This window comes from Microbacterium sp. MMO-20 (assembly GCF_037147735.1).
Classification (GTDB): Bacteria; Actinomycetota; Actinomycetes; order Actinomycetales; family Microbacteriaceae; genus Microbacterium.
In genome coordinates this window covers 457,384-481,489 of sequence record NZ_JBBCUU010000001.1, presented here as the reverse complement: position 1 = coordinate 481,489, position 24,106 = coordinate 457,384, and the positions used below count along the sequence as shown (strand labels likewise).

Here is a 24,106-nt window from a genome sequence, read left to right as displayed (position 1 = left end):
AGATGATTCTAGGCGGCGGCATCCCGCGCTCCGGCTCGTGTGACGGGGAGCGGATGCCTCACGCGGTCGCGCGCTCGACGAGCGTCGTCGGGAGCACGACGGCCTCGCGCGGGTGCCCCTCGATGACATCGAGCACCATGTCGACCATCGTCGAGCTGATCTGCGACCAGGGCTGCCGCATCGTCGTCAGCGGAGGACTGTGGGTCTCGGCGAGACCCGAATCGTCGAACCCCGCGACGGCGACGTCGTCGGGCACGCGTCTTCCGGCACGCCGCAGCGCGTCGATCGCGCCGACCGCCATGACGTCGCTCGCCGCGAAGACCGCATCGATGTCGGGCGCGCGCTCGAGGAGTCTCGTCATGGCCGCGTCGCCGCTGGACCTCTTGTAGCTCCCCTGCTCGACGAGGGTCTCGTCGAACCGGTCGCCCATCTCGGCACGGTAGCCCTCGAGGCGGAGCCTGCCTCCCGGGGTGTCGTTCGGGCCCGCGATCAGGGCGATCCGGCGGTGACCGGCCGCGAGGAGGTGGGCCGTCATCTCGCGCGCCGCGCCGACCTCGTCGATCGCGACATGCGGGATGGCGAGGTCGCTCAGCGGCAGACCGGAGCAGACGGTCGGGACGCCCGCGGCGACGAGCGACGCGAGCAGCGCGTCGGACTCGTGCGACGACACGAGCAGCACGCCGTCGACGTGGCCTGCCCGGACATACCGCTCCACGCTCTCGCGCTCGGCGTCGGTGCCGGCGATGAGCAGCACGAGGGTCATCGACCGCTCCGCGAGGGCCTCGGTGGCACCGCGCAGCAGGAGCGCGAAGATCGGGTCGGAGAAGAGGAGTTGCTGCGACTCGGTCAGCAGGAACGCGAGCGAGCCCGACCGCCCCGTCGCGAGGCTGCGCGCCGCGTGGTTGGCGGTGTACCCGGTGCTCGCGATGGCCGCCTCGACGGCTTCGCGCGCTTCGGGAGAGACCCAGTGCCCGCCGTTGAGGAGGCGCGACACCGTGCCGTGCGAGACGCCGGCGACGCGCGCGACATCGCGGATCGTCGGCTTGCGGGGCGTCTCTGCGGAAGTCACGAGAGCAGACTCTACCGCTCCGAGCGGCATGTGGTAGTGTCCAGACCACAGGATCCTGTGACCGGTCACAGTTCTGTAACGAACCCCCACGATCCGTGTCGTGACGGGTGCGCCATCCCGCACAATCGGAGGGTGCGCGCACCTTCCTGCGGCACGAGCACATGACGGCGATGGGGCCTCGACCAGGCCCCATTGCCGACGACAATGAGAGGCACACCGATGAAGGTGAACAAGAAGGGCATGCTCGCGGCGGGAATCGCCGTCGCAGCCAGCATGCTGGCTCTTGCCGGCTGCTCCAGCACCGGCAGCACCACGACCCCCACCGACGGCGCGAGCGCCGCCAGCGGATCCCTGACCGTCTGGGTCGACGCCGACCGTGCGCGCGCGCTCGAAGACGTCGCGAAGACGTTCGAGAAGGAGAAGGGCGTCAAGGTCAACCTGGTCGTCAAGGACTACGGCAAGATCCGCGACGAGTTCACGGCGCAGGTCCCCACCGGCAAGGGCCCCGACATCACGATCGGCGGCCACGACTGGATCGGCGCGTTCGTCAAGGACGGCATCGTCGCCCCGGTCGAGCTCGGCGACAAGACCGCCGACTTCGAGAAGGTCGCCATCCAGGCCGTGACCTACGACGGCAAGACCTATGGCCTGCCGTACGCCATCGAGAACATCGCCATCCTGCGCAACACGGCGCTCGCGGACTCCACCCCCGCGACCTACGACGAGATGATCACGAAGGGCCAGGCGGCGGGCACCGAGTACCCGTTCGTCGTGGGCCTGGACCCCCAGGCATCCGACCCGTACCACCTCTACCCGTTCCAGACCTCCTTCGGCAGCACGGTCTTCGCGCAGAACGACGACGGCTCGTATGACGCGAGCCAGCTCACCATCGGCGACGAGGCGGGCCAGAAGTTCGCGGGCTGGCTGACGGCGCAGGGTGACACCGGTACCAAGGTGCTCAACCTCAACCTCTCCGGCGACCTCGCCAAGGAGGCCTTCAACGCGGGCAAGTCGCCGTACTTCCTGACGGGTCCCTGGAACGTCGCGGACGCGCAGAAGGCCGGCATCGACGTGTCGGTCGACGCCATCCCGAGCGCGGGCGGCGAGGCGGCCCAGCCGTTCGCCGGCGTGCAGACCTTCTTCCTGAGTGCGAAGAGCAGCAATGCCCTGATCGCGAACGAGTTCCTGGTCAACTACATCGCCACCCCCGACGTGCAGACCGCTCTGTTCGAGGCCGGCGGCCGCCCGCCGGCGCTGACCGAGTCGTTCGAGGCCGCGCAGTCCGACCCGCTGATCGCGGGCTTCGCGAAGGTCGGCGCGAACGCCGTCCCGATGCCGAGCGTCCCGCAGATGGGCTCGGTCTGGGATGACTGGGGCAAGACCGAGGCGGCCCTGATCAAGGGCTCGTCCGACCCGGCCGGCGACTGGGTCAAGATGGCCGATTCGATCAAGAGCAAGCTCGGCTGATCCCGCGAGTTCGGGGCGGCGTCTGGACCAGACGCCGCCCCGAACTCCTATGCTCCCCCTAGAACGACGTCTGGAGTCTACGATGACCGGATCCGCGATCACTGATCCACCCCCCGTCCGCACGCCCGAGGACCGGGCCGCAGCCCGTCGCGCGAAGCGCGCCGAGCGCTGGGCGGAGGCCGCCGGGGCCGGCTGGAAGGTGTGGCTCGTCAAGATCGTGTGCCTGGGCATCATCGACGCCCTCGCGATCTACGCGATCCTCGTGCTCCTGACGCAGGGCAACGTCCTGATCGCCGCGATCGTGGCCCTCGCCGTCCTCGCGATCAACGTCGTCTACCTGGTGCCGGGCATGCTCCCGGCGAAGTACCTCACGCCGGGCCTGGTCTTCCTCTTCGTCTTCCAGATCTTCGTCGTCCTTTACTGCGTCTACATCGCCTTCACCAACTACGGCTCCGGACACGTGTCCACGAAGGACGACGCCGTCAATGCGCTCCTCATCCAGAATCAGCAGCGCGTCGAGGACTCCGCCGCCTACCCCCTGTCGGTGCTCGAGCAGAACGGCCAGTTCTTCTTCCTCGTGACCACCCCCGACGGCGGCGCCGAGGTGGGCGGCACCGACCGACCGCTCGAGCCGGCGGCCGACGCCGAGTTCTCCGGCGACCGCGCCGTCTCCCTCCCCGGCTACACGACGCTCGACTTCGGCCAGCTCGTCTCGAACCAGGCCGCGATCAGCGCGATGGCGGTCCCGTTCTCCGACGACCCCAACGACGGCACGCTGCAGACGCGCGACGGATCGACGGCCTACCAGTTCATCTCGACGCTCGTCTGGGACCCCGCCGCCGACACGATGACGAACAGCGACACCGGCGTGGTCTACCACGACAACGGCAACGGCTCCTTCGAATCGGACGACGGGCAGAGCCTCGCGACGGGCTGGCAGGTGTGGGTCGGGCTGGACAACTTCGTCCGCGCGTTCACCACGGAGTCGATCCGCGGCCCGTTCATCGCCGTCACCCTGTGGACGTTCGCGTTCGCGATCCTGTCGGTGGCGACGACGTTCGCCCTGGGCCTGTTCCTGGCGATCGTCTTCAACGATCCGCGGATGAAGAGCAAGAAGTACTACCGGGTCATCATGATCCTGCCGTACGCCTTCCCCGCCTTCCTGTCCGCGCTCGTGTGGCAGGGCATGTTCAACCAGGACTTCGGCTTCATCAACCAGACGCTGTTCGGCGGGGCATCCATCCCCTGGCTGCAGGATCCGTGGCTGGCCAAGCTGTCGATCCTGATCGTGAACCTCTGGCTCGGCTTCCCGTACATGTTCCTGGTCACCACCGGTGCCATCCAGGCGATCCCGGAAGACATCCAGGAGGCCGGCAAGGTCGACGGCGCGGGCGTGTGGCAGATCTTCCGGCACATCAAGTTCCCGCTGCTGCTGGTCTCGGTCGCTCCGCTGCTGATCTCGTCGTTCGCGTTCAACTTCAACAACTTCAACCTGATCTACATGCTCACCGGCGGCGGCCCGCGGTTCGCGGATGCCTCGATCAACGTCGGCGCGAGCGACATCCTCATCTCGATGGTCTACAAGGTGGCGTTCGTCGGAGCCGAGCGCGACTACGGCCTGGCGAGCGCGTTCTCGATCATCATCTTCGTGCTCGTTGCGGTCATCTCGTATCTGAGCTTCCGCCAGACCAAGGTCCTCGAGGAGCTGAACTGACATGACGATCCAAGAAGCACTGCCCGGCGGAGGGCCCCTCGCCGCCGCATCCGCCGAGGCCGTCGCCGAAGCCGGCGTGCCGGGCGCGAAGGAACCGCGTCGTCCTTTCGGACGCTGGTTCCGCGAGACCGGCTGGCGCCACATCATCGGCATCGTCATGCTCGTGTTCGCGGGGTTCCCCCTCGTCTACGTGCTGTCCGCGTCGCTCAACCCCGGCGGCACGCTGCTGACGGCCAACAGCCTCTTCGCGAACGTCGACCTGGGCGCCTACATCGCGCTCTTCCAAGACCCGCTGCGCCCGTACGGTGCATGGTTCGTGAACTCGATCTTCATCGGTCTCACGACGTCGTTCTTCACGGTGGTGCTCTGCGCGCTCGCGGCTTACGCCTTCTCGCGCATGCGCTTCACCGGACGTCGGTTCGGCCTGCTGACGCTGCTGCTGGTGCAGATGTTCCCGCAGCTGCTGGCGGTCGTCGCGATCTTCCTGCTGATGTCGGCGATCGGCGACATCTTCCCCGCGCTCGGTCTGAACTCGCAGATCGGCCTGATCATGGTCTACCTCGGCGGCGCGCTCGGGGTCAACACGTTCCTCATGTACGGGTTCTTCAACACCGTCCCGGCATCCATCGACGAGGCGGCGAAGATCGACGGCGCCGGCCACGCGCGCATCTTCTTCACGATCATCCTGCGCCTGGTCGCCCCGGTGCTCGCGGTGATCGGGTTGCTGTCGTTCATCGGCACGATGAACGACTTCCTGATCGCGTCGGTCATCCTCGTCGACCCCGACAAGCAGACCCTGGCCGTCGGTCTCTACCAGTTCGTCTCGCAGGAAACGGCGCGCAACTGGAGCGTCTTCGCCGCAGGCGCGGTGCTGGCCGCCATCCTGCCGATGGCGCTGTTCCTCTCCCTGCAGCGGTTCATCGTGGGCGGCCTGACGGCCGGATCGGTCAAGTGATCTCGTGAGGGTGCTGCGCGCGGCGGCGCTCGTCGCCGCCGCGGCGGCCCTCGCGATGCTCACCGGCTGCACCGGAACGTCCGCGGCGCCCGAGGCCGCGCCCGCCGCGCGCGACGTCGCCGTGCAGCTGTTCGAGCGCCCGTGGACCTCGATCGCCGACGAGTGCGAGACGACGATCGGCCCCGCCGGATTCGCATGGGTGCTGACCTCTCCCCCGCAGGAGCACATCGCCGGACCGCAGTGGTGGACGAGCTATCAACCCGTCTCGTACGCCCTCACCTCGCGGCTGGGCACCGAGGCGGAGTTCGCCGACATGGTGTCCCGGTGCGCGGATGCCGGAGTCGGGATCATCGCGGACGCCGTGATCAACCACATGGCGGGCATCGACGGCGGCGTCGGAACCGGGGGCACCCGCTTCACCCACTACGCGTATCCCGGGTTGTACGACGAGACCGACTTCCACCACTGCGCGCTCACGGACGACGACGACATCGCCGACTACACCTCGCGCGAGCAGGTACAGACGTGCGAACTGTCGAACCTCGCCGACCTCGACACGTCGTCGCCGCGCGTGCAGGCGGCGATCGAGGGATACCTCGGGCACCTGCTCGATCTCGGCGTCGCGGGCTTCCGCATCGATGCCGCCAAGCACATCGCCGCGGACGACCTCGCTGAGATCGTCGGGGCCCTGCCGGGCGACCCCCTCATCTGGAGCGAGGTGATCCGCGGCGCAGCCTCGGAGCCCGTGCAGCCCGAGGAGTACACCGGATTCGGCGAGGTGTTCGAGTTCCAGTACGCGCGCGACCTCGGCCCGGCGCTGAAGGCCGGCATCGTCGGCGACCCCGAGCTCGGCGACACGCGACCGCTGCACGTCGACTCCGATCGGGCCGTCGTGTTCGTCGACAACCACGACACGGAGCGGGGCGAGGCATCCCTCACGTATCGCGACGGCGGCCTCTACCTCATCGCCAACGCGCTCATGCTGGCCGACGACTACGGCACGCCCGTGGTGTACTCCGGCTACGCGTTCAGCGACCGCGACGCGGGCCCTCCTGCGGGCTCCGACGGCGCGGCGCTCGGCGGCACGTGCGACGGCGTCACCGGGCCGAAGGCGGCGTACGACGACGGCGAACGCGTCTGCACCGAGGCGTGGACGGCGATCGCCGGCCTTCTGGAACTCCGGCGCTTCGCGGGTGACGCTCCGCGCCTCCCCGGCGTCTCGGACGGCGACGTGTCGGGATTCGAGCGGCAGGGCCGCGCACTCGTGCTGGTCAACACCGAAGACGCGGCGGCCGAGGCGAGCGTCGCCACGACCCTTCCCGACGGCGCGTACTGCGACGTCGTAAGCGGCGGTGCCCGTTCCGCGGCTTCGGGCACGTGCACGGGCACGACCGTGACCGTCGACGGCGGCACCGCGCGAGCAGAGGTTCCCGCGGAGGGCGTCGTGGCGGTGCACATCGGCGCGATGCGGCGATAGACTTCGGACACAACTGAGGGGCTCTGTCACGCGCACCGCGTGCAACCACGTCGCATTCGCCGACGTCGGAGTCGGCACAGACCCGGAGGTCCTCATGACCCTCTCCTCCCCCGCCCTCCGTCCCCACCACGACGGCTCGCCGCTACACGTCTCGCACGACGCGCCCCGTCTGGGCGACACCGTCACCGTACGCCTGCGCGTGCCGGCCGGCTACGGTCCGCTCGCGCGCGTGCTCGTGCGCTCGAACCCCGACCACGAGCCGGCGTGGGTCGAGGCCGCCCGCGATGGCGCCGTCGACGACTGGGAATGGTGGACGGCGCACATCGTGGTCGCGAATCCGCGTCACGGGTATCGGTTCCACCTCGTGCTCGCCGACGGGCGCGTGCAGGTGCTGAACCAGGGCGGACTGAGCGACATCGACGCCCTCGACGGCCAGGACTTCGCCCTCGTCGCCGAGAATCCGCCCCCGGCGTGGATGGACGACACCGTGCTCTACCAGATCTTCCCCGACCGGTTCGCGCGCTCCGCGGCGGCCGACGCGCGCCCGGCGCCGGAGTGGGCGATCGCGGCGGCGTGGGACGAGCCGCTCGACCCGGTACACCCCGGCCGCGGCCGCCAGTTCTACGGCGGCGACCTCGACGGCGCCGCCGAGCGTCTCGACCATCTCGTCGACCTCGGCGTCACGGCGCTCTACCACACGCCGGTGTTCCCGGCGGAGTCGAACCATCGCTACGACGCCTCGCGCTTCGATGCCGTCGATCCGCTCCTCGGCGGCGACGACGCGTATCTGCGGCTCGTCGAGGCGGCCCACGCACGCGGCATCCGCGTGATCGGCGACCTGACCACGAACCACTCCGGCAGCGCCCACGACTGGTTCCGTTCCGCGTTCGGTCACCCGGGTGCCGCCGAGGGTGAGTTCTACTACTTCGCCGACGACGAGAACACCGTGTACGAGACCTGGCTCGACGCACCGACGTTGCCGAAGTTCGACTGGAACAGCCCGGAGCTGCGGCGACGGTTCATCGAAGGTCCCGATTCGGTCGTCGCGCAGTGGCTGCGGCCCCCGTTCGCGATCGACGGCTGGCGCATCGACGTGGCGAACATGACCGGTCGACTCGGCGCCGAAGACCTCAACGCCGAGGTGCGTCGCACCCTCCGGCGCACGATGATCGACGTCGAGCCCGAGACCCTCCTGCTCGCCGAGTCGACCAACGACGCGGCGAGCGACCTGCAGGGCGACGCCTGGCACGGCGGCATGACCTACCCCGCCTTCACGCGCGGCGTGTGGTCGTGGCTCGCCGACCCGCGCCGCGTCCCGCATCGCGGGTTCGACGGCAGCGTGAGCGACGACATGTGGTTCTTCGGACTGCCGACCGGGATGCCCCGCTACACGGCCGCGCAGTTCGTGGCGCAGTGGGAGCGGTTCACGAGCCAGATCCCCTGGCGGGTGCAACGCGGCACGATGACCGCGCTCGACACCCACGACACCGCGCGCTTCGCGACCTACGCGTCCCCCGGCGCGGTCGCGGTCGCCGTCGGGCTGTCGATGACACTCCCCGGCATCCCCGTCGTCTACGCCGGCGACGAGTTCGGACTCGAGGGCGTCGACGGCGAGATGAGCCGCACGCCGCTCCCCTGGGACCAGATCGGCGAACCCGCCGTCGCCGCCCGGATCGCCCTCTACCGCGAGCTGATCGCGCTTCGCCGTGCCCACCCGGCGCTGCGGACGGGCGGGCTGCGCTGGGTGCACGTGGGCGAGACGGGCGTCGCCTTCGTGCGGGAGAGCGCCGAGGAGTGCGTGCTCGTCGTCGCCGCGCGCGGCGGTCTGGACACCACGGTCGAGGCACCCCTCGTCATCGGCGCGGACGCCGCACGCCCGCTCTTCGGCGACGCGGAGCTCACGGCCTCCGGCGACGTTGCCATCCGGGTGCGGGTGGCGGACACCGGCTTCGCGGCGTGGGCGCTGCCGGGTCTTCGCGCGCCCTCGGCGACCGAGCGGGACACCCCGCTCACTCCGGAGGCGTTCGTGCAGCTGGGTGGGCCCGCCGGCGACGCGGTGGCCTAGTCGGTCGCGGGAGGCCGGGCCCTCCGCGCGAGGACGGCCTGGTACAGGTCGCGGCTCGACAGACCGGTCTGGGCCGCGACCTCGGCGGCGGCGTCCTTGAGCCGGGTGCCCGAGGCCACGAGGCTCTGCACCTGGGCGAGCGCGTCGTCCGCCGAGACGGCGCGGGCGGGTGCGCCGCCGACGACGATCACGATCTCGCCCCTGACGCCGTCCGACGCCCAGGCGGCGAGGGCCTGGAGGCCGTCACGCACGACCTCCTCGTGGAGCTTCGTGAGCTCGCGGCAGACGGCTCCGGGGCGGTCGGCGCCGAAGGCCTCGGCCATCGCCCCGAGGGTCTCGGCGAGGCGCGACGGAGCTTCGAAGAAGACCATCGTGCGCGGCTCGGCGGCGAGGGCGGCGAGCGCGCGACGTTGATCGCCGTCCTTTCTCGGGAGGAAGCCCTCGAACGTGAAGCGGTTGGTCGGCAGGCCGGCGACGGCGAGCGCCGTGACGACGGCGCTCGGGCCCGGGATCGCGGTCACCGTCACGCCCTGCGCGATCGCCTCGACGACGAGCGCGTAGCCCGGGTCGCTGACGGTGGGCATGCCCGCGTCGCTCAGCACCAGCAGGTCTTCGTCGCGCGCCCGCTGCACGAGCTCGGCGGCGCGCTGACGCTCGTTGTGATCGTGGAGGGCGATGAGCTTCGGGCGGTTCGCAATGCCGAGCCCCTGCATCAGACGCTGTGTCGTGCGCGTGTCCTCCGCGGCGACGACGGTCGCGCTCTCGAGTGCCGAGACGAGCCGGGCAGAGGCATCCCCCAGGTTTCCGATGGGCGTCGCGGCGAGGATGATCACCGCCCCAGCATAGGCTGGTGCCTGTGACGACGACCGACGCGCTGCTGCCGCCGCAGCCGAGCGCCGAGCGCCCGTCGAGGTACGACCTCTGGCGTGCCCGCGTGGGCGCCGATGCCCGACTGGGGCGCCTGTGCAGCTGGCTCGCGCCGGTGCTCGTCACGGCCCTCGCCGGCATCCTGCGGTTCTGGAACCTGGGGCATCCGCACAGCCTCGTCTTCGACGAGACGTATTACGTGAAAGATGCCTGGAGCCAGTGGAACCTCGGCTATGCCGCGACCTGGCCCGACGGCGCGGATGTCAGGTTCGCCGCCGGCGAGACCGACATCTTCACGACCGACCCGAGCTTCGTCGTGCATCCCCCGCTCGGCAAGTACCTGATCGGCGCGGGCATGTGGCTGTTCGGCCCGGACAACTCGTTCGGCTGGCGCTTCGCGACCGCGATGTTCGGCACGGCGCTCGTGCTGCTCCTCTTCTTCGTCGCACGGTCGCTCACCCGTTCGACCGTTTTCGCCACGGTGGCGTCGGGCCTCCTCGCGATCGACGGCCTCGGCATCGTCATGAGTCGGGTCGCGCTCCTCGACACGTTCCTCGCGTTCTTCGTGCTCCTCGCCTTCTGGTTCGTCATCCTCGACCGGGCGAAGGCCCTCGACCGCCTCGCGGCGCTGACCGTGCTCCGCGCACCGGTCGGCGAGTCGGCCGCTCCCCTGCATTGGGGCCCGATCCTGTGGAGCCGTCCGTGGCTGCTCGCGGCGGGCGCCGCGGCGGGCGCCGCCACCGCCGTGAAGTGGTCCGGGGTATGGGTGCTCGCGGCGATCGGCCTCTATGTCGTCGTGACCGACGCCCTCGAGCGACGCCGGCTCGGCATCACGTTCTGGCCGACCGACGCGGTGCGTCAGGGCGCGGCATCCTTCGTCCTCCTCGTCCCCGTGGCTTTCGTGGTCTACCTCGCCTCGTGGACGGGGTGGCTCGTCACGGATGGTGGCTACGACCGGCATGCCGCCGACGCGAACCCGGCGACGGGCTTCTTCGCGTGGGTGCCGCTCAGCCTTCAGAGCCTCTGGAAGTACCACACCACGATCTACGGGTCGATGACGGGGATGACCTCGCCACACAGCTACGCGAGCCCCGCCTGGCAGTGGGCGCTGCTGCTGCGGCCGACGTCGATGTACGCGCAGGCGACGGCGAACGGGCAGTCCGGCTGCGCGGGTGGCGATGCGGGATGCCTCGACATCCTCTACAGCATGCCGAACCCGTTGCTCTGGTACGCGAGCATCGCCGCGACCGTCTTCCTCGTGTACCGATTCGTGCTGATGCGCGACTGGCGGTATGCGGTGGTCCTCGTCGGAATCGCGGCCACGTGGCTCCCCTGGATGGCGTACCCCGAGCGCACGATCTTCCAGTTCTACACGATCGCGATCTGGCCGTTCCTGTTGCTGGCGCTCACCTTCGCGCTGCAGCACGTCGCGGGGGCGGCGTCGACCGTCGTCTCCCGGCGCACGGCGGGACAGCGGGTCGTCATCGTTTTCTTGGCGGTAGCCGTCCTGCTCTCGATCTTCTGGTACCCGCTCTGGTCGGCGATGCAGGTGCCGTATGAGTTCTACCGCCTGCACAACTGGATGCAGGGCTGGGTCTAGCGGCGGTGCCCGTGCCGCCGATGCGAGCGGCGAGCGCATACGATGGAGGGCTATGCCTTCCCCGGAACCCGTGATCTCCTACCCGCCGGAGCTGCCCGTCAGCGCCGCGCGGGACGAGATCGCGCGCGCGATCGCGGGGCATCAGGTCGTCATCGTCGCGGGTGCGACGGGGTCGGGCAAGACGACGCAGCTACCGAAGATCTGCCTCGAGCTCGGCCGTACCGCGATCGCCCACACGCAGCCCCGCCGCATCGCCGCGCGGACGATCGCCGAGCGCATCGCGCACGAACTCGAGGTGCCTCTCGGCGGCGCGGTCGGCTACAAGGTGCGCTTCACCGACCAGGTGTCGGCGGACACGAAGATCGCTCTCGTCACCGACGGCATCCTGTTGAACGAGATCCACCGCGACCGGCTCCTGCGCCGCTACGACACGATCATCGTCGACGAAGCGCACGAGCGATCACTGAACATCGACTTCCTGCTGGGCTACCTCGCGCGGATCCTCCCCGAGCGTCCCGACCTCAAGGTCATCGTCACCTCGGCGACGATCGACCCGGAGAGCTTCGCGACGCACTTCGCGGACGCTTCGGGTGCGCCCGCTCCGATCGTCGAGGTCTCCGGCCGCACCTACCCCGTCGAGATCCGCTACCGCGGCGCCGTCGAGGACGCCGCCACGGAGACCGGCGACGACGTCGACGCTCTCGCCGCCGCCCTCCGCGAGCTCGATCGCGAGCCCGACGGGGACGTCCTGGTGTTCGTGCCCGGCGAGGCGGAAATTCGCGATGCGATGGATGCCGTACGCGGCATGTACGCGAAGGACACCCGCCCCACAGAGGTGCTTCCGCTCTACGGACGCCTCTCCGCAGCGGAGCAGCACCGCGTGTTCGAACCGTCGACCGTGCCAGGGCTGCGACGCCGCATCGTCCTCGCGACGAACGTCGCCGAGACGAGCCTCACCGTCCCCGGCATCCGCTACGTCGTGGATGCCGGCACGGCGCGCATCTCCCGCTACAGCGCGCGGACGAAGATCCAACAGCTCCCGATCGAAGCGATCTCGCAGGCGTCGGCGCAGCAGCGCTCCGGTCGCGCAGGGCGCACGTCGGACGGCATCGCGATCCGGCTCTACACGGAAGAGGACTTCCTGTCCCGCCCCGAGTACACCGAGCCCGAGATCCTCCGCACGTCTCTCGCCGCCGTCATCCTGCAGATGCTCGCCCTCGGCTTCGGCGACATCGAGGAGTTCCCGTTCCTCACGAAGCCCGACAGCCGCGGCGTGAAGGCGGCGTTCGAACTGCTTCTGGAACTGCGCGCCGTCGAGAGCGCGCGCGGCCGCGAGGGACGCCGGCTCACGAAGCTCGGACGCGAGATCGCACGCCTCCCGATCGACCCTCGCTTCGCACGCATGCTGCTCGAGGCGCGACGCTTGGGCGTCCTCGCTCCCGTCCTCGCGATTGTCGCGGGTCTGTCGATCCAGGACGTCCGCGAACGGCCATCGGTCGAGGAGGGCGCGGCGCGCGAGCAGGCCGAGCGCCTCCACGCGCGTTTCGCCGACCCGACGAGCGACTTCCTCTCCCTTCTGAACCTCTGGAACCATCTGCAGGAGCAGCAGCGCGACCTGGGCTCGAGCGCGTTCCGACGCCTGTGCCGAGCGGAGTTCCTGAACTACGTCCGCGTTCGCGAGTGGTTCGACGTGCACCGCCAGCTGCGCCAGCTTCTCGGCGTGCGCGGCGCCGCGGCGGCGGAGGCGGCGGCCGATCCGACGCTCGTGCATCGGGCGATCCTCGCGGGTCTTCTCTCGCACATCGGCATCCTCGACACGCGTTCCCTCGCCAAGACGAAGCCCGGCGACAAGCGCGGACCGCAGGCGACGTATCGCGGTGCGCGCGGAGCATCGTTCGCGATCTTCCCGGGCTCGGCGCTGCGCAAGGCCTCGCCCGACGCGGTCATGGCCGCCGAGCTCGTCGAGACGTCGCGCTTGTACGCGCGGACCGTCGCCGTGATCGACCCGGCGTGGGCCGAGGAGCCGGCGGGCGAGCTCGCGCAGCGGTCGCTCAGCGACCCGCACTGGTCGAAGGATGCCGGGGCGGCGGTCGCGGCCGAAAAGGTGACCCTCTTCGGTGTCGAGATCATCCCGCGGCGACGCGTGCAGCTGGCGCGCATCGACCGCCCGCTCGCGCGCGAGCTGTTCCTCCGTCACGCGCTGACCGACGGTGAGTGGAACTCGTCGCACCTCGACAAGAAGCTGACCGCCTTCGAGCGCCGCAACCTCGAACTGCGCCGACGTCTCGAGAAGGTCGAGGAGCGTGAGCGACGCCGCGACATCCTCGCCGGCGACGAAGCCGTCTTCGCCTTCTACGACGCGCGTGTTCCGCAGGACGTGGTCGACGTCCGGTCGTTCGAGACGTGGTGGCGCGAGGCTTCCGTCCGCACGCCGCGCCTGCTCGACCTCAGCGAGGACGACCTGCGCGAGGGCGCGGGACGCTCTGACGAGCGCGACTTCCCCGGGCGCTGGCAGCAGGGCGACCAGGTGCTCTCGCTCGCCTACCGGTTCGAGCCCGGCGCGCCCGACGACGGTGTCAGCGTCGTCGTCCCCCTGCCGCTGTTGGCCTCTCTCCGCCCTGACGGCTTCGACTGGCAGGTGCCGGGGCTGCGCGCCGAGCTCGTCACGGCGCTCCTGCGCGCACTGCCCAAAGCGATCCGCCGCCACGTCGTCCCCGCGGCCGACTGGGCGGCGAAACTCGGTGACGACCTGCGCGGAGCCGGTCCCGAAGACAACGATGGACTCCCCGCGCAGACGCTCACCGCGGCTCTGGCCAGCCGGATCCAACGCGTCGCGAATCAGCCCGTCACGGCCGCCGACTTCGAACTCGAACGGGTCCCCGCCCACTTGACGGTCACGTTCCGCGCCGTCGATCACCGCGGCCGTACGGTGGGGTCCTCGCACGATCTCACCGAGCTGCAGCGCGGTCTCGCCGGGCGCGCGCGGGAGCAGGTCGCCCGCACGCTCACACGAGAGCCGTCGCCGGCGGGAGGCGTGTCGCCGGCGCGACCGAACGCGTCCGCATCCGGTCCCGGTGCGGCGACCATCGCCGAGCGCACCGGGATCACCGCGTGGGATGTCGGCACGCTGCCCGAGGTCGTGGACACGCGCGTTGCGGGCGGTGTCGTGCGCGGCTATCCGGCGCTCGTCGACGAGAAGGATGCCGTGGCGCTGCGCATCGAGTCCACCCCCGAGCGCGCAGCGCGCCTCACGCACGATGGGGTGCGGCGTCTGCTGCTCCTGGCGGTCCCTTCGCCGAGCGCGTACGTGCTCAAGCACCTCACCGCGGCGGAGAAGCTGTCGCTCGCGGCATCCCCGTATCCCTCGGCGAAGGCGCTCATCGAGGACGCCCGCGTCGCGGTCGCGGACGCCGTCCTGGCACGCACGGCACCAGAGGGCGTGCGCACACCGGAGCAGTTCGGCGCGGTTCGGGACGCCTTCTCGGCCGCCGTCGTCGACGACCTGTTCGCGGCCGTCTCGCTCGCCGCGCGCATCCTGACGCTGCAGCGCGACGTCGAGCGGGCAGTCAAAGCACAGACCTCGATGACGCTCCTCGCGGCCCTCGGCGATGTGAAGGCGCAGCTCGCGGGCCTCGTCTTCCCCGGATTTCTCGCCCGCACCGGCCTGAGCCGTCTCGCGCACCTCCCCCGGTACCTGGAGGGGGCGCTCCTGCGGGTGCGCGCTCTCGCCGATGCGCCCGGGCGTGATCGACAGCGCATGACAGAGTTCGAACGCGCCGCAGCGGCATTCACGGAGGCCGGCGGCGCGATCCCCGTGCCGGCGGATGCCGCCACGCCCCTCGTGCGCGCACGCTGGCTCCTGGAGGAGTACCGCGTCAGCCTCTACGCCCAGCAGCTCGGGACGGCCGAACCGGTCTCGCTGCAGCGGATCGCGAAGGTCCTCGCCGAGCGGGACTTATCGCGCGCGACGTAGTGTGGGCACCACCATGAGCACCGCCATCGCGTACACCGAACTCGGAGGGCCGGAGGTCCTCACCACGATCGACATCGAGGTGCCCGCGCCCGGCGCGGGCGAGGTCGCCCTCCGCGTCGAGGCGGTCGGGGTGAACCCCCTCGACCTGAAGCTGCGGGCGGGGCTGCGCCCGTCTCCGCCCATCACCGAGCCCCGACGCATCGGCTCGGATGCCGCGGGCATCATCACCGCCGTCGGCGACGGCGTCGAGGGCTACCTCCCCGGCGACGCCGTGATCGTCACAGGCGCGCGCGGCGCCTACGCCACCGACCTCGTCGTACCGGCGTCGCACGTCGTCCGACGTCCTGAGAAGGTGAGCGCGGCGCAGGGCGCTGCCCTCGGCATCCCGGTCGGAACGGCCTACCAGACGGTGCAGTCGCTCGGAATCGGCCCGGAGGACACCGTGCTCGTACACGCCGCATCGGGCTCGGTCGGTCAGGCCGTCGTCCAGTTCGCGCGCCTCTACGGCGCGACCGTACTGGGGACGACGAGCGACCGTCGCGCCGATCGGGTCGCAGCTCTGGGCGCGACGCCGCTGCCGTACGGCCCGGGTGTCATGGACCGCGTGCACGAGCTCGCACCGCAGGGCGTCACGGTCGCGATCGACCTCGTCGGCACCGACGAGGCACTCGCCCAGTCGATCGCCCTGGTACGCGACAGGAGTCGCATCGCGACGCTCGTGCGCGGCGCCGACGCCGCCGGCCTCGGCATCCGTGCGTTCAGCGGCGGCAGCCCCGATCCCCTCACCGCACAGGAACTCGCGTGGCGCCGCGAGGCGATCCCGGTAGCCGCGGCGCTCATCGCGGCCCGGGCGTTCACGGTCGAGATCGGTCCCGAGCTCCCGCTCGCGGAGGCCGCCGAGGCGCACCGCCTCGTCGATAAGGGCACCGACGGCAAGGTCGTGCTGCGCCCCTGACGCCCGCGCCGGGCGCCCGCCGCCCGCCCGAACTGCAAGGGATTCGACACGACACGCCGACGCGCGGCGGCGATGCGCGGCGTGTCGGCCACGATCCCTTGCAGTGGGGCGGCGGCGGGGCGCGGGTCGGCGAACGGCCGGACTCAGCTGGCCGCGACGAGAGCGCGGTAGAAGCCGATGCCCCGCAACCACACGCCGACGCGGATGCGCTCGTTGTGCGAGTGCAGCGCGTCGCGCTCGGCCCGGGTGAGGTGGAACGGGGTGAACCGGTAGACGTTGTCGGAGATCTCGGTGAACCAGCGACTGTCGCTCGCGCCGAGCTGGATGTAGGGCGTCGTGACGATCTCGTCGCCGAGTCCGTCGCGCACGGCGGTCGCGATCCGTCGCCACGGCTCGCCCCGCCACGGCGAGACGGGCGACGGGTCCGAGCCGTGCCGCACGTCCACCTCGATCTGCGCGTCGCCGACGACGCGGCGGACGCGCGCGGCCGCTCCCTCCACCGTGTCGCCGGTCAGCAGGCGAATGTTGACCGACGCGCGCGCGGAGGTCGCGAGGACGTTCTCGCCTGGAGCACCGGACAGCTCGGTCGCGACCGCCGTCGTGCGCACGAGAGCGTTCATCTCGGGGCCCAGGTGCGGGAACACCCGTGCGAGGAGCGGCCCCGTGAGAGCGAGGTTCTGGAACACCCAGCGCAGCGGCTGAGGCGCGTGCGGAGCGATCGTCGCGAACAGTGCGCGGACGGGGGGCGCGATGCGCGTGGGGAACGGATGCCGGTGCAGCCGGTCGATCGCGCGTGCGAGGCGCACGGTCGCCGGCATCGCGGGCGGCGTGGACGCGTGCCCGCCGTTCTCGCGGGCCGTGAGCAGCACCGTCATGACGCCCCGCTCCGCGACACCGACCATCGCCGTCGGCACGCGCACGCCGGGGACGACGCCGTCGACGACAGCGCCGCCCTCGTCGATCACGAGCCCCGGACGGATGCCGCGACTGCGCAACACGTCGACGATCGCGCGCGCACCACCGCCCGCGGTCTCCTCGTTGTGCCCGAACGACAAGTACACGTCGCGCGCGGGGGTGAATCCGCTCGCGACCAGCTGCTCGACGGCTTCGAGGATCGCGACGAGCGACCCCTTGTCGTCGATCGCGCCACGGGCGTGGATCTCGGCATCGTCGCCGTCGCCGACGATCTCGGCGGCGAAGGGCGCCTGCGCCCACTCCTCGGCCACGACGGGGACGACGTCGAGGTGCGCCATGAGCACCAGCGGGTCGGAGGCGGCCGCCGGAGCCGATCCCGGCCAGCGATACAGCAGCGAATGTCCGTCGATCACCTCGCGATCGAGCGTCTCGTGGAGACGCGGATAGAGTCGCACGACCTCGGCGAGGAAGTCGTCGAACGGCCCCCACTCGATGAGATCCTCGTCGGTGTGGGAGACGGTCGGGATCTGCAGGAGCGTGCGGAACCGCGCGAGCGCGGCATCCTCGTCGTCGGTCATCACACGAGCCTACGACGCGCACCGCGGAGCCACACGCGTCACGACTAGGCTCGGATCATGACCGACATCCGCTGGGGAATCCTGGCCACGGGCGGCATCGCCCACGCGTTCGCACAGGACCTCCGGACGGCGGGCCTCGACCTCGCCGCGGTCGGCTCACGCAGCCAGGCATCCGCCGATGCGTTCGCCGCCGAGTACGGCGTGCCGCGTGCGCACGGATCCTACGAGAGCCTCGTCGCCGATCCCGACATCGACATCGTCTACGTCGCGTCGCCGCACAGCCATCACCGCGACCACGCCCTGCTCGCTCTCGAGGCCGGCAAGCACGTGCTCATCGAGAAGGCCGTGACGCTGGATGCCGCGCAGGCGGCAGAGATCCGCACCGCCGCGACGTCGCGCGGCCTCCTCGCCATGGAGGCGATGTGGACCCGCTACCTCCCGCACATGGTGCGCATCCGCGAGATCGTCGCGGCCGGCACTCTGGGCGAGGTGCGCATGGTCATCGCCGATCACACACAGGCACTCCCCACCGACCCCGCTCACCGCCTGAACGCGCTGGAGCTCGGCGGCGGCGCGCTCCTCGATCTCGGCATCTACCCCGTGTCGTTCGCCGTCGACATCCTCGGCGCCGTCACCGCGGCGAAGGCGATCGGGCGCCTCGGCGACACCGGCGCCGACACCGAGGCGGCGATCGCCCTCACACACGCCGGCGGCGGGGTCTCATCGATCGCGACGAGCTCGCGCGGCGCAGGGCCGAACACGGCGCACATCGTCGGCAGCGACGCCCGCATCGACATCGACCGCGTCTGGTACACCCCGACCTCCTTCCGTGTGACGGCGACCGACGGCACGGTGGTCGAGGAGTACACGAGTGAGGTCGAGGGGCGCGGCATGCAGTTCCAGGCGCTCTACGCCGAAGAGCTGCTCCGCGCCGGACGCACCGACAGTGCGCTGCTCGGCTTCGACGAGTCGGTCCGGATCATGCAGACCCTCGACGACATCCGCGACCAGCTGGGCGTCGACTACCCCTCCCTGACCGCGACCGCCGAGGAGCGCTGATCGTGCCGGACCTCCAGAACCCCCGTGTCGCCGTCTACCTCGACTTCGACAACATCGTCATGAGCTGGTACGACCGCGTGCACGGCCGCAATTCCTACTCCGCCGACCGGCAGAAGATCATCGCCGATCCCGACTCCCCCGAGATCGCGCAGAAGCTGAAGGACGCGACGATCGATGTGGGCGCGATCATCGACTACGCGGCATCGTTCGGCACCCTCGTCCTGACGCGCGCGTACGCAGACTGGTCGTCTCCGGTGAACGCTTTGTACCGCTCGCAGCTCGTCGCGCGCGCCGTCGACCTCGTGCAGCTGTTTCCCGCGGCTGCATATGCGAAGAACGGCGCCGACATCCGCCTGGCCGTCGACACGGTGGAGGACATGTTCCGCCTCCCCGACCTCACGCACGTCGTGATCGTCGCGGGCGACAGCGACTACGTCCCGCTCGCGCAGCGCTGCAAACGGCTGGGTCGCGTCGTCGTGGGCGTCGGCGTCGCGGGCTCGACGGCGAAATCGCTCGCCGCGGCGTGCGACCAGTTCGACGCGTACGACTCGCTTCCGGGTGTGACGCCCGATCCGGCGCCGCAGAAGAAGGCGGATGCCGCGGCCCCCGCGGCCGCGTCGAGCGGCTCGCGCCGGCGTAAGAAGACCGAGGACCCGACCGCGGAGCTGCTGCGTCGCGCACTGATCCTCGAGCGCGAGCGCACGGATGACGAGTGGGTGCATCTGTCGGCGGTGAAGAACCTGCTCAAGCGCATGGATCCGTCGTTCAGCGAGAAGGCACTCGGCCATCGCTCGTTCTCCGACTTCGCCAAGGCCTACCCCGCCGTCGCCGACATCGACGAGTCGACGAACATCGTGCGCGTGCGTCTGCACAGCTCGGAGACGCCCTCCGACTGAGCCTCCGTGCGTCACCGCACATGGCATGTGCGGAACTCTTCCTTGAACCTGAATCATATTTCAGGTAGCGTCGCCGAGCGGCACCGAAGACGGTGTCGTCCCGCGCTCTACGAGGAGGTAACAGCGCATGGCTTCAGCCCCTGCACCCGACGGCACGTACAAGGAGTCGAGTCTCCGACGCGTCGTCACGGCATCCATGGCGGGCACCGTCGTCGAGTGGTACGAGTTCTTCCTGTATGCCACCGCCGCGACGCTCGTCTTCAACCTCATCATGTTCCCGCCGTCGGATGACCCGTACGCCGGCATCATCGCTGCTTTCGTGACCTATGCCGTCGGCTTCGTGGCGCGCCCCCTCGGTGGCATCGTCTTCGGCCACTTCGGCGACAAGTACGGTCGCAAGAAGCTCCTGCAGCTCGCGATCATCCTCGTCGGCGTGGCGACGTTCCTCATGGGGTGCCTGCCGACGTTCGCCCAGGTCGGCTACTGGGCGCCCGCGCTGCTCGTGCTGCTGCGCTTCGCCCAGGGCTTCGCCGTCGGCGGCGAGTGGGGCGGCGGCGTGCTGCTGGTCGCCGAGCACTCCCCCAACAAGACTCGCGGCTTCTGGGCATCGTTCCCGCAGGCCGCCGTCCCGATCGGAAACCTCGTCGCGACGATCGTGCTGCTGATCCTCAGCCGCACCCTCTCGCAGGAGGCCTTCCTCGCGTGGGGATGGCGCGTCGGCTTCTGGCTGTCGGTCGTCATCGTCGCGATCGGGTACTACGTGCGCACGAAGATCACCGACGCCCCGATCTTCGTCGAGGCGCAGAAGGAGGTCGAGCAGCAGGACCACGTGCGCTACGGCGTCTTCGAGGTGCTCAAGCGCTACCCCCGTGGCGTGCTCACCGCGATGGGCCTGCGCTTCGCCGAGAACATCATGTACTACCTGGTCGTGACGTTCTCGATCACGTACCTGAAGATCGCGCTCGAGGTCGACACCGCGGAGATCCTCGGCATGCTCGTCATCGCGCACATCGTGCACATGATCGTGATCCCGCTCGTGGGCGGCCTCGCCGACCGCATCGGTCGGAAGCCCGTCTACACGATCGGCGTGATCGGCGCCGCGGCATGGGGCTTCATCGCGTTCCCGATGTTCAACACCACGGATCCGGTGATCATCATCCTGGCGATCTGCCTGGGCCTCGTCATCCACTCCTTCATGTACGCGCCGCAGCCGGCGATCATGTCGGAGATGTTCCCGACCCGCATGCGCTACTCGGGCGTCTCGCTGGGCTACCAGGTGACGTCGATCGTGGCGGGATCGCTCGCGCCGATCATCGCGACGGCGCTGCTGTCGGCGTACGGGTCGTACATCCCGGTGGCCGTCTACCTCGCCATCGCTGCAGCGATCACACTCATCGCCGTCATCTCGATGCGCGAGACGAAGGGCATCTCGCTGCACGAGGTCGACCGCGTCGACCGCGAGCGCCTCATCGCCGAGACCGGCACGGTGAAGGTGCCCGCGCAGCGCTGACGCGCGCAGCGAGCAGACGAGAGGGTGGATGCCACGAGGCATCCACCCTCTCGTCGTTCCGGGCACGACCTCCGTCGCGCGTCGACCAGAGCGCCCACGCCACGAGGAGCGGCTGGAAGAAGAGTCGCACGATGCGAGCCCGGTCGGTGTCGAGGGTGAAGGCGGATCTCCGCTCGACCGCCTGGGCGATGTTGCCGGGGAACACCGCGACGAAGAACGCGGCGAGGATCGCGCCGATGCGCCGACGCTCGCCCGGCAGGACGACGAGGGCGGCCCCGAGCATGATCTCGACGGCGCCGGATGCCACGACCACCCCGTCCTTATCGATCGGGACGACCTCGGTGACGAGGTCGGGTACCTGGGATTGGAACTCCTTGCGCGCCCAGAAAAGGTGGCTGAGTCCCGCGAACACCATTCCGCCGGCGAGCAGCCAGCGCGCGATCGTCTTCATGATGTCATCCTGTCGCGCACGGCGATGGAGCGCTCCCCCTTGCGCCGGCCGGCTGCGGCCTCTACTCCGCCGTGGCGGGTGGATAGGGTGGATGGGTGAGCGGCGCTGCACCATCCCCGATCCGAAGACTGCCCGACGGCACTGTCAAGCAGGTCGGGCCCCTCACCGGCACGCGCGTCTGGACGGTTCCCGGCCGCGCGAATCGACCGATCGCGGCGCCGCGTGACACGCCGCACCGCGTCACGCCGAACGACGCCGACCGGCTCTGCGCCTTCTGCACGACGCGGTACCTGGAGACGACGCCGGAGAAGTCGCGGCTCGTCGGCCCGCACTTCACCGAGCAGCGTCACACGTCCGCCGCGCACCTCTTCGACACCGTCGCGGAGTTCCGTCGGTTCGGCAACCTCTTCGAGATCGTCTCGGCCGAGTACTGGCGCGAGAACCACGGCTTCCGCCAGCCGGCCGAGGTCGTCGAATGGGCGCAGGAGTATCTGTCGAGCCCCGAGGGCCGGGCGCACATCGCCGAGCTCGCTGCCATCCGCGCTGCGGCGAGCGGCGAGGAGGTCTCGCTCGAAGAGGCGGCACTCGACCTCCTCGGCGGATCGCACGATGTCATCGTCGCGCGCCGGCACCTCGTCGACGGTGCGACGACCGACGATCAGCTCGCCTCGTCGGGCACATTGACGCCCGACGAGCATGCCGCATACTTCGCGTTCACCGTCCGCGCTCTCGCCGAGATCCAGGCGGCGCAGCCGCACGCCGCGTACGTCGCCGTGTTCCAGAACTGGCTGCGCCCGGCCGGCGCCTCGTTCGAGCACCTGCACAAGCAGCTCGTCGCGATCGATGAGCACGGCCCTCAGGTCGATCACGAGCTGCGCCTGCTCGCTCACGATCGTTCCCTGTATCAGCGCGAGATCGCCGACCTCGCGGTGTCCGAGCGGCTCGTCGTCGCTGCGACCGACGGCGCGGTCGCGTTCGCGGGGGTCGGGCACCGCTACCCGGCGTTCGAGGTTTTCTCGACCTCCGACGCGAACCTCCCGCACGAGCACTCGGATGCCGGGGTGCGCGCCGTCTCCGACCTCGTGCACGCACTGCACGCGGCGACCGGGCCCCTCGTCCCGACGAACGAGGAGTGGCACTACCGGCCGCCGGGAGCGCCTTGGCCCATGCCGTGGCGCGTCGTGCTGAAGTGGCGCATCTCCAACCCCGCCGGTTTCGAGGGCGGGACGAAGGTCTACGTCAACACGATCGACCCGTGGGAGCTGCGGCGGCGCGCGGTCGCCGCACTGCTCGAACTGCGCGCCGGCGGCGCCCTGGCCCCCGGCATCCGCATCGGTGACGAATGCGTCGCCTCGGATGCGATCCTGCGCTACGCGGACGGCGATGCCTCGACCTGGTGAGCCGCTCGCGGCGTTTCCGTTCGAGGCGCTGCGCCGCACGCCCGACATCGAGGCGCCGGGACTCGTGGCGGTGGATGCCGCCGACCGCCTGATTCTCGACGAGTCCGCCTCGGCGAGGGCCGACGCCGCCGCGGGCGAGATCGTCGTCATCGGTGACGCCTACGGCGCGCTGGCCCTCGGCGCGGCCTGGGAGCTCGCCGCCCGGGACCGACGCGGCACGGGTCGCGTCCGCGTGCACCAGGACGCCCTGATGGGCGAGCGTGCGATCGCGGCCAATGCGGCAGGCCTCGGCCTGGCCGACGTCGTCGCACCCTCCCCCGCGCTCGACGCCGCACTCGTCACCGGCGCCCGTGTCGTCCTGATGCGTCTGCCGCGCTCGCTCGATGCGCTGCGCGATATCGCGGGTCTCATCGCGCAGCACGCGGCGCCCGACGTCGCGGTGTTCGCGGGCGGGCGCATCAAGCACATGACGCGCGCGATGAACGACGTGCTCGGCGCCTTCTTCGCGCGCGTCGACGTGACACATGCGCGGCAGAAGTCGCGCGTGCTCATCGCGCGCTCCGCTCGCGACGGTCGGGCACCCACGCCGGCCGCAGCACGTATCGACGGCCTCGAGCTGCGCGCCTACGGCGGCACGTTCGGCGGCGCGAGCATCGATGCCGGCACCCGGTTGCTCCTCTCGCACCTGCCTGACGTGCTGCCGGGTGGCGGCCCGGACGATCCGTGGCTCGACCTCGCGTGCGGCAACGGCATCATCGGGGCCTGGCTCGCGACGCGGCATCCGTCGTCGTTCGTCGTGTCGAGCGATCCGTCGTCCTCTGCCGTCGCGTCGGCCGGCGAGACGATGCGGGCGAATCGTGTCGAGGACCGCGTACGCGTTGAGCGCGCAGATGCGCTCGAGGAGCGGCCGGATGCCTCGGCGTCTCTCATCACGCTCAATCCGCCGTTCCACTCCGGCGCCGCCGTCACCGACCAGATCGCGCCGCGGCTGTTCGCCGATGCCGCCCGCGTCCTGCGCCTCGGCGGTGAGCTGTGGTGCGTGTGGAACTCGCCTCTGCGCTACCGTGCCGCACTCGAGCGCATCGTCGGTCCGACCCGGCAGGTCGCACGCGACCCGCGCTTCACCGTGACGGTGACGACGCGGCGCTGACCCAG

General features: G+C 70.4%; 17 protein-coding genes. 13 read left to right on the top strand and 4 right to left on the bottom strand.

The window, feature by feature from the left end; genetic code table 11:
* Positions 1-58: 58 nt before the first annotated feature.
* On the bottom strand, positions 59-1,099 hold the full coding sequence (locus WFI52_RS02425) for a LacI family DNA-binding transcriptional regulator (protein WP_336625177.1): 1,041 nt from the start codon (positions 1,097-1,099) through the stop codon (positions 59-61).
* Between the two features lie 189 nt (positions 1,100-1,288).
* On the opposite strand from WFI52_RS02425, the gene WFI52_RS02420 reads away from it, so the two are divergent.
* The 5 genes from WFI52_RS02420 (at position 1,289) to WFI52_RS02400 (ending at position 8,747) form a co-directional block, all read left to right on the top strand.
* Complete coding sequence (locus WFI52_RS02420; RefSeq protein WP_336625178.1) at positions 1,289-2,536, top strand: sugar ABC transporter substrate-binding protein; 1,248 nt, start codon at positions 1,289-1,291, stop codon at positions 2,534-2,536.
* Between the two features lie 82 nt (positions 2,537-2,618).
* On the top strand, positions 2,619-4,250 hold the full coding sequence (locus tag WFI52_RS02415) for an ABC transporter permease subunit (RefSeq protein ID WP_239279626.1): 1,632 nt from the start codon (positions 2,619-2,621) through the stop codon (positions 4,248-4,250).
* Position 4,251: 1 nt separating this feature from the next.
* Complete coding sequence (locus tag WFI52_RS02410) at positions 4,252-5,205, top strand: sugar ABC transporter permease (RefSeq protein ID WP_336625179.1); 954 nt, start codon at positions 4,252-4,254, stop codon at positions 5,203-5,205.
* Between the two features lie 4 nt (positions 5,206-5,209).
* Positions 5,210-6,682, top strand: coding sequence for an alpha-amylase (locus WFI52_RS02405; protein WP_336625180.1), 1,473 nt, complete (start codon positions 5,210-5,212; stop codon positions 6,680-6,682).
* 94 nt (positions 6,683-6,776) lie between these two features.
* The gene (locus tag WFI52_RS02400; RefSeq protein WP_336625181.1) at positions 6,777-8,747 is read left to right on the top strand and encodes a glycoside hydrolase family 13 protein; all 1,971 of its coding nucleotides are present in this window, start codon (positions 6,777-6,779) and stop codon (positions 8,745-8,747) included.
* Here the strand turns inward: WFI52_RS02400 and rsmI are convergent.
* Entirely contained in the window at positions 8,744-9,580 is an 837-nt protein-coding gene (gene rsmI, locus WFI52_RS02395) for a 16S rRNA (cytidine(1402)-2'-O)-methyltransferase (protein WP_336625182.1), read from the bottom strand. The genes WFI52_RS02400 and rsmI overlap by 4 nt on opposite strands.
* A gap of 23 nt (positions 9,581-9,603) precedes the next feature.
* Here rsmI and WFI52_RS02390 point away from each other — a divergent pair, with 23 nt between their 5' ends.
* From WFI52_RS02390 to WFI52_RS02380, 3 genes are read left to right on the top strand one after another with little or no spacing between them, the layout of a single operon-like run.
* The gene (locus WFI52_RS02390; protein ID WP_336625183.1) at positions 9,604-11,214 is read left to right on the top strand and encodes a dolichyl-phosphate-mannose--protein mannosyltransferase; all 1,611 of its coding nucleotides are present in this window, start codon (positions 9,604-9,606) and stop codon (positions 11,212-11,214) included.
* 52 nt (positions 11,215-11,266) lie between these two features.
* Entirely contained in the window at positions 11,267-15,187 is a 3,921-nt protein-coding gene (hrpA, locus tag WFI52_RS02385; protein ID WP_442927661.1) for an ATP-dependent RNA helicase HrpA, read from the top strand.
* A 13-nt stretch (positions 15,188-15,200) separates the two neighbouring features.
* Positions 15,201-16,142, top strand: coding sequence for a quinone oxidoreductase family protein (locus WFI52_RS02380; RefSeq protein WP_336625185.1), 942 nt, complete (start codon positions 15,201-15,203; stop codon positions 16,140-16,142).
* A 143-nt stretch (positions 16,143-16,285) separates the two neighbouring features.
* On the opposite strand, the gene WFI52_RS02375 is transcribed toward WFI52_RS02380, so the two are convergent.
* A complete protein-coding gene (locus tag WFI52_RS02375) occupies positions 16,286-17,635 on the bottom strand; it encodes a M20/M25/M40 family metallo-hydrolase (RefSeq protein ID WP_336625186.1) in 1,350 nt (449 codons plus the stop codon).
* A 57-nt stretch (positions 17,636-17,692) separates the two neighbouring features.
* Here WFI52_RS02375 and WFI52_RS02370 point away from each other — a divergent pair, with 57 nt between their 5' ends.
* The 3 genes from WFI52_RS02370 (at position 17,693) to WFI52_RS02360 (ending at position 21,100) form a co-directional block, all read left to right on the top strand.
* Positions 17,693-18,694 carry a Gfo/Idh/MocA family protein gene (locus tag WFI52_RS02370; protein ID WP_336625187.1) on the top strand — a complete coding sequence of 334 codons (1,002 nt, stop codon included), beginning with the start codon at positions 17,693-17,695 and terminating at the stop codon, positions 18,692-18,694.
* A 2-nt stretch (positions 18,695-18,696) separates the two neighbouring features.
* Complete coding sequence (locus WFI52_RS02365) at positions 18,697-19,590, top strand: NYN domain-containing protein (RefSeq protein WP_336625188.1); 894 nt, start codon at positions 18,697-18,699, stop codon at positions 19,588-19,590.
* 127 nt (positions 19,591-19,717) lie between these two features.
* Positions 19,718-21,100, top strand: coding sequence for an MFS transporter (locus tag WFI52_RS02360; RefSeq protein WP_336625189.1), 1,383 nt, complete (start codon positions 19,718-19,720; stop codon positions 21,098-21,100).
* Here the strand turns inward: WFI52_RS02360 and WFI52_RS02355 are convergent.
* A complete protein-coding gene (locus tag WFI52_RS02355) occupies positions 21,057-21,551 on the bottom strand; it encodes a DoxX family protein (protein ID WP_336625190.1) in 495 nt (164 codons plus the stop codon). The two genes, WFI52_RS02360 and WFI52_RS02355, sit on opposite strands and share 44 nt — an antisense overlap.
* A gap of 95 nt (positions 21,552-21,646) precedes the next feature.
* On the opposite strand from WFI52_RS02355, the gene WFI52_RS02350 reads away from it, so the two are divergent.
* Together WFI52_RS02350 and WFI52_RS02345 are read left to right on the top strand one after the other, a co-directional pair.
* Positions 21,647-22,951, top strand: a complete 1,305-nt coding sequence (locus WFI52_RS02350; RefSeq protein WP_336625191.1) for a DUF4921 family protein — start codon at positions 21,647-21,649, stop codon at positions 22,949-22,951.
* Positions 22,935-24,101: a class I SAM-dependent methyltransferase gene (locus tag WFI52_RS02345; protein ID WP_336625192.1), complete on the top strand. Its 1,167-nt coding sequence runs from the start codon at positions 22,935-22,937 to the stop codon at positions 24,099-24,101. The genes WFI52_RS02350 and WFI52_RS02345 overlap by 17 nt, the downstream gene beginning before the upstream one ends.
* Positions 24,102-24,106: the final 5 nt, after the last annotated feature.

What these genes read in the sequence shown, in the direction of transcription:
- WFI52_RS02425 (WP_336625177.1), bottom strand. Translation starts at nt 1,099, where the DNA reads ATGCCGCTCGGAGCGGTAGAGTCTGCTCTCGTGACTTCCGCAGAGACG.
- WFI52_RS02420 (WP_336625178.1), top strand. Translation starts at nt 1,289, where the DNA reads ATGAAGGTGAACAAGAAGGGCATGCTCGCGGCGGGAATCGCCGTCGCA.
- WFI52_RS02415 (WP_239279626.1), top strand. Translation starts at nt 2,619, where the DNA reads ATGACCGGATCCGCGATCACTGATCCACCCCCCGTCCGCACGCCCGAG.
- WFI52_RS02410 (WP_336625179.1), top strand. Translation starts at nt 4,252, where the DNA reads ATGACGATCCAAGAAGCACTGCCCGGCGGAGGGCCCCTCGCCGCCGCA.
- WFI52_RS02400 (WP_336625181.1), top strand. Translation starts at nt 6,777, where the DNA reads ATGACCCTCTCCTCCCCCGCCCTCCGTCCCCACCACGACGGCTCGCCG.
- hrpA (WP_442927661.1), top strand. Translation starts at nt 11,267, where the DNA reads ATGCCTTCCCCGGAACCCGTGATCTCCTACCCGCCGGAGCTGCCCGTC.
- WFI52_RS02380 (WP_336625185.1), top strand. Translation starts at nt 15,201, where the DNA reads ATGAGCACCGCCATCGCGTACACCGAACTCGGAGGGCCGGAGGTCCTC.
- WFI52_RS02375 (WP_336625186.1), bottom strand. Translation starts at nt 17,635, where the DNA reads ATGACCGACGACGAGGATGCCGCGCTCGCGCGGTTCCGCACGCTCCTG.
- WFI52_RS02370 (WP_336625187.1), top strand. Translation starts at nt 17,693, where the DNA reads ATGACCGACATCCGCTGGGGAATCCTGGCCACGGGCGGCATCGCCCAC.
- WFI52_RS02360 (WP_336625189.1), top strand. Translation starts at nt 19,718, where the DNA reads ATGGCTTCAGCCCCTGCACCCGACGGCACGTACAAGGAGTCGAGTCTC.
- WFI52_RS02355 (WP_336625190.1), bottom strand. Translation starts at nt 21,551, where the DNA reads ATGAAGACGATCGCGCGCTGGCTGCTCGCCGGCGGAATGGTGTTCGCG.
- WFI52_RS02345 (WP_336625192.1), top strand. Translation starts at nt 22,935, where the DNA reads ATGCCTCGACCTGGTGAGCCGCTCGCGGCGTTTCCGTTCGAGGCGCTG.